This window comes from Kribbella catacumbae DSM 19601, from assembly GCF_000372465.1.
Lineage (GTDB): Bacteria > Actinomycetota > Actinomycetes > Propionibacteriales > Kribbellaceae > Kribbella > Kribbella catacumbae.
Genome location: NZ_AQUZ01000041.1, coordinates 65,968 through 78,364, shown reverse-complemented (window position 1 = coordinate 78,364; position 12,397 = coordinate 65,968). Strand labels below are relative to the sequence as shown.

11 protein-coding genes and 1 rRNA gene are annotated in these 12,397 nt (G+C 67.8%); 1 reads left to right on the top strand and 11 read right to left on the bottom strand.

All coding sequences use genetic code 11. The features are described 5' to 3' along the window. The 3 genes from A3ES_RS0132475 to A3ES_RS0132465 all read right to left on the bottom strand — a co-directional run. A 16S ribosomal RNA gene (locus tag A3ES_RS0132475) occupies positions 1–269 on the bottom strand; the annotation flags it as partial. A gap of 564 nt (positions 270–833) precedes the next feature. Then, the gene (tyrS, locus tag A3ES_RS0132470; protein WP_020391021.1) at positions 834–2,138 is read right to left on the bottom strand and encodes a tyrosine--tRNA ligase; all 1,305 of its coding nucleotides are present in this window, start codon (positions 2,136–2,138) and stop codon (positions 834–836) included. A 71-nt stretch (positions 2,139–2,209) separates the two neighbouring features. After that, positions 2,210–3,247: an App1 family protein gene (locus tag A3ES_RS0132465; RefSeq protein ID WP_020391020.1), complete on the bottom strand. Its 1,038-nt coding sequence runs from the start codon at positions 3,245–3,247 to the stop codon at positions 2,210–2,212. 75 nt (positions 3,248–3,322) lie between these two features. Here A3ES_RS0132465 and A3ES_RS51750 point away from each other — a divergent pair, with 75 nt between their 5' ends. Continuing rightward, positions 3,323–4,282 (top strand): LLM class flavin-dependent oxidoreductase, encoded by a 960-nt coding sequence (locus A3ES_RS51750; RefSeq protein ID WP_237745124.1) that lies wholly within the window; start codon positions 3,323–3,325, stop codon positions 4,280–4,282. A gap of 60 nt (positions 4,283–4,342) precedes the next feature. On the opposite strand, the gene A3ES_RS0132455 is transcribed toward A3ES_RS51750, so the two are convergent. The 8 genes from A3ES_RS0132455 to argC all read right to left on the bottom strand — a co-directional run bounded on the left by A3ES_RS0132455 (position 4,343) and on the right by argC (position 12,382). Beyond that, positions 4,343–4,987, bottom strand: coding sequence for a DNA-3-methyladenine glycosylase (locus A3ES_RS0132455; RefSeq protein ID WP_026163409.1), 645 nt, complete (start codon positions 4,985–4,987; stop codon positions 4,343–4,345). A gap of 167 nt (positions 4,988–5,154) precedes the next feature. Next, positions 5,155–6,573: an argininosuccinate lyase gene (argH, locus tag A3ES_RS0132450; protein WP_020391017.1), complete on the bottom strand. Its 1,419-nt coding sequence runs from the start codon at positions 6,571–6,573 to the stop codon at positions 5,155–5,157. 33 nt (positions 6,574–6,606) lie between these two features. Next, positions 6,607–7,119, bottom strand: coding sequence for an arginine repressor (locus A3ES_RS0132445; protein WP_020391016.1), 513 nt, complete (start codon positions 7,117–7,119; stop codon positions 6,607–6,609). Next, positions 7,119–8,048, bottom strand: a complete 930-nt coding sequence (argF, locus tag A3ES_RS0132440) for an ornithine carbamoyltransferase (protein ID WP_020391015.1) — start codon at positions 8,046–8,048, stop codon at positions 7,119–7,121. Before argF ends, A3ES_RS0132445 begins: the two co-directional genes overlap by 1 nt. Next, a complete protein-coding gene (locus tag A3ES_RS0132435) occupies positions 8,045–9,247 on the bottom strand; it encodes an acetylornithine transaminase (RefSeq protein ID WP_020391014.1) in 1,203 nt (400 codons plus the stop codon). The genes argF and A3ES_RS0132435 overlap by 4 nt, the downstream gene beginning before the upstream one ends. After that, positions 9,244–10,146, bottom strand: a complete 903-nt coding sequence (argB, locus tag A3ES_RS0132430) for an acetylglutamate kinase (protein WP_020391013.1) — start codon at positions 10,144–10,146, stop codon at positions 9,244–9,246. Before argB ends, A3ES_RS0132435 begins: the two co-directional genes overlap by 4 nt. Beyond that, a complete protein-coding gene (argJ, locus tag A3ES_RS0132425) occupies positions 10,143–11,345 on the bottom strand; it encodes a bifunctional glutamate N-acetyltransferase/amino-acid acetyltransferase ArgJ (RefSeq protein WP_020391012.1) in 1,203 nt (400 codons plus the stop codon). Before argJ ends, argB begins: the two co-directional genes overlap by 4 nt. After that, entirely contained in the window at positions 11,342–12,382 is a 1,041-nt protein-coding gene (argC, locus tag A3ES_RS0132420) for an N-acetyl-gamma-glutamyl-phosphate reductase (RefSeq protein ID WP_020391011.1), read from the bottom strand. Before argC ends, argJ begins: the two co-directional genes overlap by 4 nt. Positions 12,383–12,397 lie beyond the last annotated feature (15 nt).

Here is a 12,397-nt window from a genome sequence, read left to right as displayed (position 1 = left end):
CTTGGTAGGCCATTACCCCACCAACAAGCTGATAGGCCGCGAGCCCATCCCCAACCGCCAGAACTTTCAACCCCAAGCCATGAGACAAGGAGTGATATCCGGTATTAGACCCCGTTTCCGAGGCTTATCCCGAAGTTGAGGGTAGGTTGCTCACGTGTTACTCACCCGTTCGCCGCTCGTGTACCCCCGAAGGGGCCTTACCGCTCGACTTGCATGTGTTAAGCACGCCGCCAGCGTTCGTCCTGAGCCAGGATCAAACTCTCCGTTGAAATCCATATGTCAACCACAACAAAAGCTGTGGATAACAGACTAACGAAAAACGATCCATTGCAATCAGAAACAAATCAAACTGACTTGAATCCAGAAAAATTACAAAGGAATCCAACACGAATCAACGATGAAACAGACCTACCAACCTCGAAGAGGCCAGCAGACCCACTTACACCGAGACCCGTGATGGGGGTTAATGCTAAATTTCGGCATTGACTTTCGGCACGCTGTTGAGTTCTCAAGAATCGGGCGCACACCGCGTCCGTAACCTCTCGGCCAGGACTCCGGGGCAACCTGCGTTACCTTACCGGATCCGATCAACCGAGTCAAGCCCGATTTTTTTTCCGATCCGCGCCCCGCGCCTGAGCTACCGACCCGAGTTAGACGACACGGTGCGGCTCAGCTAGCTTTGGGGGTTCGGAGCGGCCGGCCGCTTTCGCGTCCCGCGCCTCGCTCCAACAAGAAGAACATTACGTGGCTTCCAGGTAGCCGGTCAAATCGGTTACCGGAGGGCTGAATCACAGGTCTGTCATTTGCCCCCGGCACCGACTTCGTGGGATGGGTCAGCCGGCGGCCGGCGTGACCAGAACCCCTGCAAACGAACGCTTCCCACGCCGCAGTACCAGCGCACGTCCGGGCAGCAGGTCCTCGCTGCTCGGCACGTACTCGGCGTCGCTCACCTTCTCGTTGTTCAGGTAGGCGCCACCTTCGGCGATCGTGCGTCGCGCGGCCGACTTGCTGGGCGCCAGCTCCGAGAGCACCAGCAGGTCAGTGATGCTGGGCATCTGCTCGTCCGGCTTGAGCTCGTAGTGCGGCGCTTCCCGCAGGGCGGCGACCAGAGTCGTCCCCTGCAAGGCCTTCAGCTCCGACTGCCCGAACAGGGCCTTCGCAGCCAGCTTCACCTGCTCGGTCTCCTCAGAGCCGTGCACCAGTGTCGTGACGTCCTCAGCCAGCACCCGCTGCGCCTCACGAGCGTGTGGACGCTCAGCAGTCGCTTCCTCGAGTGCGGCGATCTCCTCAGCAGTCCGGAACGTGTAGAACCGCACCAGCTGCATCACATCGCGGTCGTCGGTGTTGAACCAGAACTGGTAGAACGCGTACGGCGAAGTCAGCTCCCGGTCCAGCCACACGGTCCCCGACTCGGTCTTGCCGAACTTGGTCCCGTCCGCCTTGGTCACCAGCGGTGTCGCCAGCGCATGCGCCTTCCCCGCCTCCGTACGCCGGATCAGCTCGACCCCAGCAGTCAGGTTCCCCCACTGGTCGCTGCCACCGGTCTGCAAGGTGCACCCGTGGCGCCGGTAGAGCTCCAGGTAGTCCAGCGACTGCAGCAGCACGTAGCTGAACTCCGTGTAGCTGATCCCCTGCTCCAGCCGCGCCTTCACCACCTCACGGCCGAGCATCCGGTTCACCGGGAAATGCTTGCCGATGTCCCGGAGGAAGTCGAGCGTGTTGAGGTCCTTGGTCCAGTCGTAGTTGTTGACCATCCGCGCCGGGTTCGGCAGCGACTGGTCGAAGTCGACGAACCGCTCCACCTGGCTACGGACCTTCTCCACCCACTGCTGGACGACGTCCTTGGGGTTCAGCACCCGCTCGGACGACTCCTTGGGATCGCCGATCAGCCCGGTGGCGCCGCCGACCAGCCCGATCGGGTTGTGGCCGGCCAGCTGGAGCCGCCGCAGCGTCAGCAGTTGCAGCAGGTTGCCCATGTGCAGACTCGGCGCGGTCGGGTCGAACCCGACGTACGAGGTGATCGGTCCGGCTGCCATCGACGCACGGAGGGCGTCCGGATCGGTGGAGTGCGCGATCAGGCCACGGCTCTCCAGGTCGTCGAGCACCTGGGTGCGGCTTGCGGTCCCGCTGTCGGTCACTTGGTCTCTCCTCGAGTCACGTCAGATCAAGACCCAGTGTCCTGTACCAGCTCCAGCCGGCAGGCGCCGGGTCAGCCCGCCTCGGGCCGCGACAGTACTGCGCGCAGTTGCGCGACCAGAGCATGTCCGTCGGGCCCATGAACGGTTGCGGCCGTCGGGCGATGAGGGTCGTGAGCACCCGGGTCGGGGTTCGGTACTGGCAGACCATGGGACAGCACCTGCTCGGCAGGAGTCAGCTGGCGGATTCCGATAGCCCGCACGTGATCCGGATGCGTCTGGGCGAAGTCGCCGTACAGCTGCGGGTCGTGCTGGCCGTCGTCGCCCACGAGCACCCACTTGACGTGGGGGAACTCCGTCGCCAGCCGGTGCAGGGCAGTGCGCTTGTGTTCGCGCCCACTGCGGAACCAGCCAGTGTTGGTCGGTCCCCAGTCCGTCAGCAGCATCGGCCCAGCCGGATAGCCGTGCCGCTGCAGGAACCGGGTCAGCGTCGGCGCGGTGTTCCACGCGCCCGTCGACAGGTAGAGGATCGGGGCACCCGGGTGGTCGGCCAATAGTTCGGCGTACATCTCAGCCATGCCCGGCACCACTCTGCGCGCCTGCTCCTCGCGGACGAACGTGTTCCACGCGGCGATCAGTGGTCGCGGCAGCATCGTCAGCATCACCGTGTCGTCGATGTCGCTGACCAGGCCGAAGGTGGCGTCCGGGTCGGGCACGTACACCTGCCCGCGAGCCTGCCGCTCGCCATGCACGCCCAGGCTGATCTCGTGCCAACCAGGCGGCAACGCAACCGGCACTGTGAGGTCCACGAAGCCGCCGCGATCAGTAGTCGCCTCGAAGCTCTGGCCGGCCACAGTGACTGCCACCTGTACGCCGGTCGCGGGCGCGGTGACGAAGACTCGCCACCCGCGGACCACCTGGTCCTCGTCGTACCGGGGCTGATTGCGCGGGTCCCGGCTGAGCACGACGCGAGCCAGCACCCGGGTGAACTCCTGGGTGCCGTAGCCGACGTGCGGGATGATCCGTTCCCGCCAGCCGCGGCGGCGCAGGAGAACCCCGACACCGACGTTGAACCAGTCCTCTAGACGGGAGGAGTAGTGCGGACGGGCCATGTCCGAAACCTACCCGCCGAGAGGGCCCGTATGCGCACCGGGAGGACTGTCCCCGGCGACCTTTACAGTCTCGATATGACTAGGACCCCCGCTGCCATCGGAATGTGTTTTCCACGGACCTACCCAGCTGCCCTGGTAACGGACGTCGCCCGCCGTCTCGAGGCCGGCGGCGCCGACGAGTTGTGGCTGATCGAAGACTGCTTCTACACCGCCGGCCCGTCGCTGGCCGCGGCCGCGCTGACCGCCACCGAGCGGCTCACCTGCGGGATCGGCATCGTGCCCGCAGTGGCACGCACGGCGGCCATGACCGCGATGGAGTTCGCCACTCTCGACGCGCTGGGCCCAGGCCGGTTCCTGCCGGGTATCGGGCACGGTGTCCAGGAATGGATGGGCCAGATGGGCGTGCGGCCGAAGTCGCCGCTCACTGCGCTGGAAGAGGTGACTACCGCCGTCACCCGGCTGCTGGCCGGCGAGAAGGTGACGATGAGGGGCGACTACGTCGTACTGGACGAGGTGCAGCTGGATGCGCCGCCGGTGGAGCCGCCGCCGATCCTGCTTGGTGTGCGCGGGCCGAAGTCGCTGGCGCTGGCCGGACGGGTCGGGGGTGGCGTCGTACTGGCAGAGCCGGCCAGCCCGTCGTACGTGCGGATGGCGATTGAGCAGGCGGGTGCGCCGGACGGATTCGTCGTCGCCGTCTTCAGTGCGATGTGTGTGCGGAGCGACCGCAAGACGGCGTACGAGTGGACTGCGCCGTGGCTGGCCGGGTTGATCGAGCAGAAGAACCCGTCACTGCCGGCGCTGCCGTTCTACGACGACCTGGTCAAGCTGCACGTCGAGAAGGGTGAGGCCGGGCTCGTCTCGATGCCGCAGGACTGGTGGCAGGAGATCGGGCCGATCGGCACGCTCGATGACGCCGCTGCCCACATCGAGGCGCTTGAGGTAGCGGGCGTGCAGCACATCGGGCTCTTCCCGGACCCGGAGGTCGAGCACGGCCTCCCGCAACTCGACTACGTCCTGAAGCTGGCCAACCGCTAACCCACCAGCCAGCCCGCGCCAGCCCGTACGCCGTTGCGCGGGCTATCGCGGCCGTACGGGTTAGCGCCGCTTCTTGGGGAAGTGTGGACGGTACGGCGAAACCGTCGGATCGCCCGGAACCCAGAACCGCCAATCCCACTCAGCCGCCTCCCGCAGGCCGACCCGCGGACCCGTCGCGGGTTCGCCGTCGAAGCCGTCCCCGGGCAACAGCTGGACAGCGGAGCCACGATCCAGCAGATCGGCGCCGTTCTCCGCCCGGCCGATCCCCAACGCAACACACAGCCGCGCCGGCCCTCGGGCGAGATCCCGATCGGGCAGCACCTTGACTCGGGCACCAGCGGAAGCAGGTGGTGTCAGAAGCCCCCGGCGTTCGCGCGCCAGCTCGACGCCTTCGATCACCTCGCCGGCGCGAAGCAAGATGGCCGACGGCTGGCCGGCCGGTCCCGCGCTGACGTTCATGCAGAAGTGCATGCCGTAGGTGAAGTAGACATAGAGATGACCAGCCGGCCCGAACATCACCGCATTCCGCGGCGTCTGTCCCCGATAGGCATGCGAGCCAGGATCGTTAGGCCCGTCGTATGCCTCGACTTCCGTGAGACGCACGGCGATCACCCCTTCCGGAGTAGTCCGGCGCAGCACCATGCCGAGCAGCTTGGGCGCCACTTCCAGAACCGGGCCAGCCAGCAAAGTACGGCGTACAGGCATGGGCCGAACTCTAGGTCAGGACCCTGCACACCGAACGCCGCTGGGGGCCGGACCGCCACCACTCACAAACCTCAGCTGATCACACCCAGCCAAGCGTGCGCTGGTCCGCTCCCGGGCGGAAGCGGCAGGTTTGTGAGTGCTGGCGGTCCGGGCGATCAGCTGTGGTACTAGGCGAGGCGCTCCGCGTGGGCGGTCGCGCGACCGCGCAGCTCGGCGAGTTGCTCGGCGACTCGGTCGCCTGCTGTTCCGCCGCGGCCGTTGCGGGAGGCGACTGAGCCTTCGACGCTCAGGACCGAGCGGACCTCGGGCGTCAGGGAAGGCGAGATCGCGGCGAGGTCCTTGTCGGAGAGGTCCCACAGTTCGATGCCGCGCTTCTCGCACTCCTGCACACATGCGCCGGCCACCTCGTGCGCCACCCGGAACGGCACCTTCTGCCGCACCAGCCATTCGGCGATGTCGGTCGCCAGCGAGAACCCCTGCGGCGCCAGCTCCTCCAGCCGCTCGGTGTTGAAGCGCAGCGTCCGGATCATCCCGGTGAACGCCGGCAGCAGCACCTCGAGGGTGTCCACGGAGTCGAAGACCGGCTCCTTGTCCTCCTGCAGGTCCCGGTTGTACGCGAGCGGCTGAGCCTTCAGTGTCGCGAGCAGCCCGGTCAGGTTGCCGATCAGCCGGCCGGCCTTGCCGCGGGCGAGTTCGGCGATGTCCGGGTTCTTCTTCTGCGGCATGATGCTCGACCCGGTCGAGTACGCGTCGTCCAGCTGGACGAACCCGAACTCCTTCGTCGCCCAGATGATCACCTCTTCGGCCTGCCGGGACAGGTCGACGCCGATCTGCGCGGTGATGAAGGCGAACTCCGCCACGAAGTCCCGCGAAGCAGTCCCGTCGATCGAGTTCGCCGACGAGTTCGTGAAGCCCAGCTCGACAGCCACGAACTGCGGATCCAGCCCGAGCGACGACCCGGCCAAGGCCCCGGACCCGTACGGCGAATCGGCCGCGACCCGCGCATCCCATTCGGCCAGCCGGTCGAGATCGCGGATCAACGGCCAGGCATGCGCCATCAGATGATGCGACAACAGCACCGGCTGGGCGTGCTGCAAGTGCGTCCGGCCCGGCATCGCGACACCGAGGTGCTTCTCGGCCTGCTCGGCGATGGTGTTCACCTGATCGAGCACCAGCCCGCTGATGATCCGGCCGTGGTCGCGCAGGAAACTCTTGAACAGCGTGGCGACCTGGTCGTTCCGCGACCGCCCGGCCCGCAGGCGCCCACCCAGCTCGGCACCGAGCCGCGCCAGCAGCCCGTGCTCGAGCGCGGTGTGCACATCCTCGTCGTCCTCAGCCGGGAGGAAAGCACCGGACAGGACGTCCGCCAGCAACTCGTCGAGCCCGGCGAGCATGTTGGTGAGGTCCTCGTCGGTCAGCAGCCCCGCACGGTGCAGCACCTTCGCGTGCGCCTTCGACCCAGCGATGTCATACGGCGCCAGTCGCCAGTCGAAGTGGGTCGACTTGCTCAACGCGGCGAGCGCGTCGGCCGGCCCGCCCGCGAACCGGCTGCCCCACAGGACCGAACTCTCACCCGAACTCACCACAACACCCCTTCATAAATACCACTGCAATCAGCACTATTTGGTTTCGCTCCGGTCGGCGAGGCTGAGGAACCTGGCCGCCAGGGCCTCTCCCCCGGACGGATCCCGCGACACGACCATGACGGTGTCGTCGCCGGCGATGGTGCCGAGTACGTCGTCCAGTCCCACGTGGTCGATCGCCGACGCGAAGTACTGGGCCGCACCCGGCGGAGTTCGCAGGATCACCAGGTTGGCGCTGCCCTCCGCCGACACGAGCAACTCAGAGGCGACCCGGCCCAGCCGCGCCTCGAAGGCCGCAGCCTCACCAGCACGCGGCGTACGGTCACCGCCTTCACCCGGTACTGCGTACACGAGCTGGCCGGCCGAGTCGCGGACCTTGACCGCACCGATCTCGACCAGGTCGCGGGACAAGGTGGCCTGCCCGACCACGAGCCCGGCGTCGGCAAGCAAGTCGGCCAGCTCCGTCTGGGACCGGACCGGCTGGCGACCGAGCAGGTCGACGATGCGCTGCTGGCGCGCGGTCTTGGTCGTCGGTACGGCGATCGTCATCAGCTGTAGTTCCTTGCCAGCAGCCACGACAGCAGCGCCTTCTGCGCGTGCAGCCTGTTCTCTGCCTCGTCCCAAACGACGGACTGCGGACCGTCGATCACAGCGGCCTCGATCTCCTTGCCCCGGTACGCCGGCAAGCAGTGCAGCACGATCGCGTCGTCGTTTGCCTTGGACACTAGTTGCTCGGTCACCGCGAATGGCACGAAGGGTGCCTCACGCAACGCCGCCTCGGCCTCCTGGCCCATCGACACCCAGGTGTCGGTGGCGATCACGTCGGCACCCGCGACGGCCTCCAGCGGATCGGAGCTCCAGGCCACCGAACCACCGGTCGCCGAAGCGATCTCGGCGGCCTTCGCGAGAATCGCGGCGTCCGGCTGGAACTCCGCCGGCGAGCCGACCACCACATGCATCCCGGCGGTCGCGCCGCCGAGCAGGTACGAGTGGGCCATGTTGTTCGCGCCGTCGCCCAGGTAGACGAGCTTGAGGCCGGCCGTCCTGCCCTTGTGCTGCCGGACGGTGAGCAGGTCGGCGAGGATCTGGCACGGGTGGAACTCGTCCGTCAGCGCGTTGATCACCGGCACCCGCGAGGCCGCGGCCATCTCGTCGATCCGGGTCTGCCCGGCGGTCCGCCAGACGATCGCGGCGACCTGCCGGTCGAGCACCCGGGCGGTGTCGGCGATCGGCTCGCCACGCCCCAGCTGCGAGGTCTGCGCGTCGATGATCAGCGGTACGCCGCCGAGCTCGGCGATCCCGACCGCGAACGAGATCCGGGTCCGGGTCGAGGACTTGTCGAAGATCACCGCGACGGAGTGCGGCCCGCTCAGCGGCTGGTGCCCGAACCGGTCGGTGGTCAGCTGCTGGGCCAGCGTCAGCACCTCGTCCTGTTCGACCGGGCTGAGGTCGTCGTCCCGCAGGAAGTGCCTGGTCATCCGACCTCCACCTGGTCCAGCAGCGCGGGCAGCGCGGCAACGAAGCTGTCGGCGTCAGCCTTGCTCAGGATGTACGGCGGCGCCAAGCGCAACGCGTCGGGAATCGGATTGTTCACCACAAACCCGGCTTCGAGAGCCAGGGCAGCGACCTGGTCCGACACCGGCTTGGTCAGCTGGATCGCGAGCAGCAGACCGCGGCCCCGGACGCCTGCGATCAGCGGGTGGTCGAGTGCCTCGACGGCCGACGCGAGATGGTTGCCGATGGCATTGACATTGGCCAGCAGGCCGTCGCGCTCGATCACTGTCAGTACTGCGAGACCTGCGATCGCCGCGACCGGATTGCCGCCGAAGGTGGTGCCGTGGTTGCCGGGCTGGAGCAAGTCGGCCGCCGGGCCGAAGCCCAGGCAGGCGCCGATCGGGATGCCCGCGCCGAGCCCCTTCGCCACGGTGACGAGGTCGGGCGTGATCCCCTCGGCCTGGAAGGCGAACCAGTCGCCGGTCCGCCCGACGCCGGTCTGGATCTCGTCGATCCACAGCAGCGCGCCGTGTTCCGACGTGATCTGCCGGGCGGCCTGGAGATAGCCGGCCGGCGGTACGACGACGCCGTTCTCGCCCTGGATCGGTTCGAGCACTACGGCTGCCGTTTCGTCGTCGACCGCAGCGGCCAGCGCGGCCGCGTCGCCGTACGGGACGAAGGTGACGTCGCCGGGCAACGGCGCGAACTGCTCCCGGTACGCCGGCTTCCAGGTGATCGCGAGGGCGCCCATCGAGCGGCCGTGGAAGGCGCCGACGGCCGAGACGATCTTGGTCCGGCCGGTCTTGCGGGTGATCTTGAAGGCGGCCTCGTTCGCCTCGGTGCCGGAGTTGGTGAAGAACACCTTGCCGGGAGCATCGAAGAGCGAGAGCAGCTTCTCGGCCAGGGCGATCTGCGGCGCGGAGGCGAAGAAGTTGGAGACGTGGCCGAGCGTGGCGAGCTGGCTGGTGACGGCCGAGACCACGAACGGGTGCGCGTGGCCGAGACAGTTCACCGCGAGCCCGCCCAGCAGGTCGAGGTACTTCTTGCCATCGGCGTCCCACACGTAGGCGCCCTCGCCGCGGACCAGGACCCGCTTGGGTGCACCGAAGGTGTTCATCAGAGACTGCGAGTAGCGCTCGACGAGCGCGCTCTGCGTGCCATCGACGGTCAGCAGTTCTGTCATGACGGGATCACCTGGGTTCCACTTCCGGCGTCGGTGAAGATCTCCAGCAACAGCGAGTGCGGCACCCGGCCGTCGATGACGGTCGCACGAGAGACGCCGGACTGTACGGCGCGCAGGCAGGCCTCCATCTTCGGCACCATCCCGGACGCGAGCGAGGGCAGCAGTTCGGCCAGCCCGGAGGCGTCGATCTGGGTGATGATCTCGTCGCTGTCCGGCCAGTTCCGGTAGAGCCCGGCGACGTCGGTCAGGATGACGAGCTTCGACGCGCCCAGCGCGACCGCCAAGGCGGAGGCGGCGGTGTCGGCGTTCACGTTGTGCGCCAGGCCGTCCTCGTCGGGCGCGATCGTGGAGACGACCGGGATCCGGCCGGCGTCGATCAGGTCGATCACGGCCTCGGGCCGGACGTCGACGACGTCGCCGACCAGGCCGATGTCGACCGACTCACCGTCGATCATCGCGCCCCGCCGCTCGGCCGTGAACAGGCCGGCGTCCTCACCGGACATGCCGACGGCGAACGGGCCGTGCGCGTTCAGCAGCCCGACGAGTTCGCGGCCGACCTTGCCCACTAGGACCATGCCGACCACGTCCATCGCCTCGGGCGTCGTCACCCGCAGGCCGCCCCGGAACTCGCTGTCGATGCCGAGCCGCTGCAGCATGTCGCTGATCTGCGGACCGCCCCCGTGGACGACGACCACCCGGACCCCGCAGTGCCGCAGGAACACGATGTCCGAGGCGAAGGCCTGCTTCAGCTCGTCGTCGACCATCGCGTTGCCGCCGTACTTGACCACCAGCGTCTTGCCGTGGAACTCCTTCAGCCAGGGCAGCGCCTCGGTCAGCACGGCGGCCTTCTCGACCGCGCTCGCCTGGCTGGTCGCGGTCGCCCGCGTCGTCATCGTCATGAGGAGTACGCCGAGTTCTCTTCGACGTACGCGTGTGACAGGTCGGTGGTCAGTACGGTCGCGCTCGCCGACCCGGCGTGCAGGTCGATCACGACGTCGATCTCGGGTCCGCTCAGATCGGCCTCGGAGCGATCGACACCCTTGCCTCCGGCAACGCAGATCGCGGCGCCGTTGAGGGTGATGTCGAGCAGCGCCGGATCGAAGGCCGTCGGGGCGTTGCCGACGGCCATCGCGATCCGGCCCCAGTTCGGGTCGGAGGCGAAGAAGGCCGTCTTGCAGAGGTTGTCCTCGGCCACGATCTTCGCGGCGGCGACGGCCTCGGCTTCGCTGGCCGCGTTCTGGACCGTGATGCTGACGTGCTTGGTGACGCCCTCGGCATCGGCCTGCAGCTGCTTGACCAGGTCCGCGGCGAGCGCTGTGAGCGCCACCTCGAACTCGTCTGCCGGGACCGTGACACCGGAGGCGCCCGAGCTGAGCAGCAGCACGGTGTCGTTGGTCGACGTACCGCCGTCGACGTCCAGCCGGTTGAAGGTCTTGCCGACCGCGTTCCGGAGTACGTGGTCGAGCTGGGGCTGGTCGACGATCGCGTCGGTGGTGATGATGGAGAGCATGGTCGCCATGTTCGGCGCGCACATGCCGGCGCCCTTGGCGAAGCCGCCGATGCTCCAGCCGTCGGCGTGCTTGAGGACCGCCTGCTTCGGCACGTTGTCCGTGGTCATCACCGCGGTCGCGGCGGCCAGGCTGTGCTCCGGGCCGTTGCCCAAGGCATCGACCACGGTCTTGAGACCGGGCAGCAGCTTGTCCATCGGCAGCCGCTCGCCGATCAGGCCGGTCGAGCAGACGCCTATCTCGACCGCGCCGACTCCGAGGAGCGCGGCGAGTTCTTCGGCGGTCTTGTGGGTGTCCTGGAAACCTTCCGGGCCGGTGCACGCGTTGGCGCCACCCGAGTTGAGGACGACGGCCTTCAGCTTGCCCGCGGTCAGGACTTGCTGCGACCAGAGCACGGGAGCGGCCTTCACCTTGTTGGTGGTGAAGACGCCCGCCGCGACGTCGTACGGGCCGTCGTTGACGACGACGGTGAGGTCCGGTTTTCCGGCGGGCTTGATCCCGGCGATCACCCCGGCCGCGCGGAAGCCGGCCGGCGCGGTGACTCCGGCGCTCCGATCGACTTGGGCATCCGGGGTGACAGCTACGGTCACGGTGCTACTCCTACGAGGGGAAGGGCCAGGGTCTCGTCGAGACCGGCGGCCAGGTTCATGCACTGCACGGCGGCGCCGGCAGTGCCTTTGGTGAGGTTGTCCATCGCGGCCACGATCACTGCGCGGCCGGTGCGCTGGTCCAGCGTGACCTGCAGCTGGACGGTGTTCGCGCCGAGTGTCGCCTGGGTCTGCGGCCACTGCCCGTCAGGCAGCAGGTGCACGAACGGCTCGTTGCTGTAGGCATCTTCATAGGCCTGCCGCAGCGTCTCCGCCGTGGTGCCGTCGGCAACGGGTGCGCTGCAGGTCGCGAGGATGCCACGCGCCATCGGGGCGAGCACCGGCGTGAACGAGACCGAGACGGCCTGGTCGGTCAGCGGTGACAGGTTCTGCTCGATCTCCGGCGTGTGCCGGTGCACCCCGCCCACGCCGTACGCCGTCGCCGAGCCCATCACCTCCGCGCCCATCAGGTGCGTCTTGGGGCCCTTGCCCGCTCCCGACGTCCCGCTCACCGCGACCACCACCAGTTGGCCCGGGTCGACGAGACCAGCTTGTACTGCGGGGAGCAGGGCAAGGGTCGACACAGTGGGATAACACCCCGGTACTGCGACCCGGTTGCTGCCGCGGAGCTTGTCCCGTTGACCGGGCAGCTCGGGCAGACCGTAGGGCCAGTGGCCGGCGTGCTTGCCACCGTAGAACTCCACCCACGCCTCCGCCTCGACCAACCGGAAGTCCGCGCCGCAGTCGATCACGGTGACTGAGTTGTCAAGATCACCGAGCTGCGCTGAGATCTCGGCGGACTGCCCGTGCGGAAGGGCCAGGAACACGACGTCGTGACCGGCGAGCGTTACCGCCGAGGTCTCGACCAGCGTGCGACCGGCCAGGGGCAGGAGGTGTGGATGGTGGACGCCCAGCGTCGTACCGGCGCTGCCGCCCGCGGTGAGTGCTCCGATCTCGACTTCTGGATGCACCGACAGCAGCCGAAGCAGCTCTCCCCCGGCGTACCCACTGGCTCCAGCCACCGCGACCTTCAAACTCATGTGAATGAGTATGTC

Excerpts from the sequence above, each read along its gene's own strand:
- A3ES_RS0132465 (WP_020391020.1), bottom strand. The coding sequence starts at position 3,247 with ATGGCCCGTCCGCACTACTCCTCCCGTCTAGAGGACTGGTTCAACGTC.
- A3ES_RS51750 (WP_237745124.1), top strand. The coding sequence starts at position 3,323 with ATGACTAGGACCCCCGCTGCCATCGGAATGTGTTTTCCACGGACCTAC.
- A3ES_RS0132455 (WP_026163409.1), bottom strand. The coding sequence starts at position 4,987 with ATGCCTGTACGCCGTACTTTGCTGGCTGGCCCGGTTCTGGAAGTGGCG.
- A3ES_RS0132445 (WP_020391016.1), bottom strand. The coding sequence starts at position 7,119 with ATGACGATCGCCGTACCGACGACCAAGACCGCGCGCCAGCAGCGCATC.
- argF (WP_020391015.1), bottom strand. The coding sequence starts at position 8,048 with ATGACCAGGCACTTCCTGCGGGACGACGACCTCAGCCCGGTCGAACAG.
- A3ES_RS0132435 (WP_020391014.1), bottom strand. The coding sequence starts at position 9,247 with ATGACAGAACTGCTGACCGTCGATGGCACGCAGAGCGCGCTCGTCGAG.
- argB (WP_020391013.1), bottom strand. The coding sequence starts at position 10,146 with ATGACGATGACGACGCGGGCGACCGCGACCAGCCAGGCGAGCGCGGTC.
- argC (WP_020391011.1), bottom strand. The coding sequence starts at position 12,382 with ATGAGTTTGAAGGTCGCGGTGGCTGGAGCCAGTGGGTACGCCGGGGGA.